This window comes from Streptomyces sp. GESEQ-35 (assembly GCF_017948485.1).
In the GTDB taxonomy this organism is placed as follows: domain Bacteria; phylum Actinomycetota; class Actinomycetes; order Streptomycetales; family Streptomycetaceae; genus Streptomyces.
Genome location: NZ_JAFFSX010000083.1, coordinates 1 through 1,115, shown reverse-complemented (window position 1 = coordinate 1,115; position 1,115 = coordinate 1). Strand labels below are relative to the sequence as shown.

General features: G+C 68.3%; 1 protein-coding gene. It reads right to left on the bottom strand.

Annotation, left to right across the window (positions count from 1 at the left end; translation table 11 throughout):
* Positions 1-1,103, bottom strand: a 1,103-nt coding sequence (locus KCH87_RS48430; RefSeq protein WP_247197939.1) for an ISAzo13 family transposase, incomplete at its 3' end; no start/stop codon positions are given.
* Positions 1,104-1,115: the final 12 nt, after the last annotated feature.

Genomic DNA, 1,115 nt, shown 5'->3' with positions numbered 1-1,115 from the left:
TCGTCACTGACCTGGATGCCGGTGGGGTACTGGTCGGTGTCGAGTTCGGCGTGCACGGTCAGGCCGGTCTTGGTGGTGGTCGCGGCGATGCTCTCGACGATGACTTCGTGGCTGGTCAGGGGCCTGCCGCGCCAGTTCGTGGTGATGTGGGAGAACAGCCGGTGCTCGATCTGGTTCCACTTCGAAGTTCCGGGAGGCAGGTGGCAGACGGTGATCGCCAGGCCGGACTCGGCGGCGAACTGGGCGAGTTCGGTCTTCCAGGTGCGGGTGCGGTATCCGTTGGAGCCGCCCGCGTCGGCGGTGATCAGCAGTCGGCCGGCCGTGGGATAGGCGGCCCGCCCAGCTGCGTTCCACCAGCGGCGGATGGATTCGACGGCGAACGCGGCGGTGTCGTGGTCGGTGCCCACGTTGACCCAGCCGGTGTTCGCGACGACGTCGTAGATGCCGTAAGGCACCGCTCTGCCCAGCTCGCGGTCGGGGAAGTCGTGGGTGTCGACCCGTACCGGTTCGCCTCTGGGCTCCCATTCACGGCCGTTGTTCTTGAAAGGGCCGACCAGTTCCTTCTTCTTCGTGTCCACGCTGATCACCGGCGCCCCGCCGTCCTGGTGGTCGCGGGCCTGGTCGTTGAGGTAGTGGAACTGTGCGTCCCGGTCCGGATGCTGCCTGCCCTCCAGGGTCTTGGCGTTGCTCTGCAGGCTGAAGCCCTCCTCTCGCAGGAGGTCGCCCACCGTGTCCGCGCAGATCCGGTGGCCCTGCCGGGTCAGTTCCCCGGCCAGTTTGCGGGTGGATTTGGTCCAGCGCAGCGGCGACATGGGATCCCCGCGGACGTCGGGCTCGACCAGCGTGAGAAGTGCCTTGCGGACAGCGGGGTTCAGGTCGGCGACGCGTTTGCGGCCGCCACCGGGCCGGCGGACCCGTCCCAACGGGGCGTCGCCAGAGTCGAGTTCGCGTATTCCGGCAGACACTCTGGCCTCACGGACACCGGCAGCGCGGGCGACCGCTTTGATCCCGCCGTGACCCAGCGACTGGGCTTCCGCCCCTATCAACAAGCGACGCTGCCGCTCGTCGAGATGCGGCAGAATCGCCCCGAACTTGGCTGCCAGCACGGCCCGTTG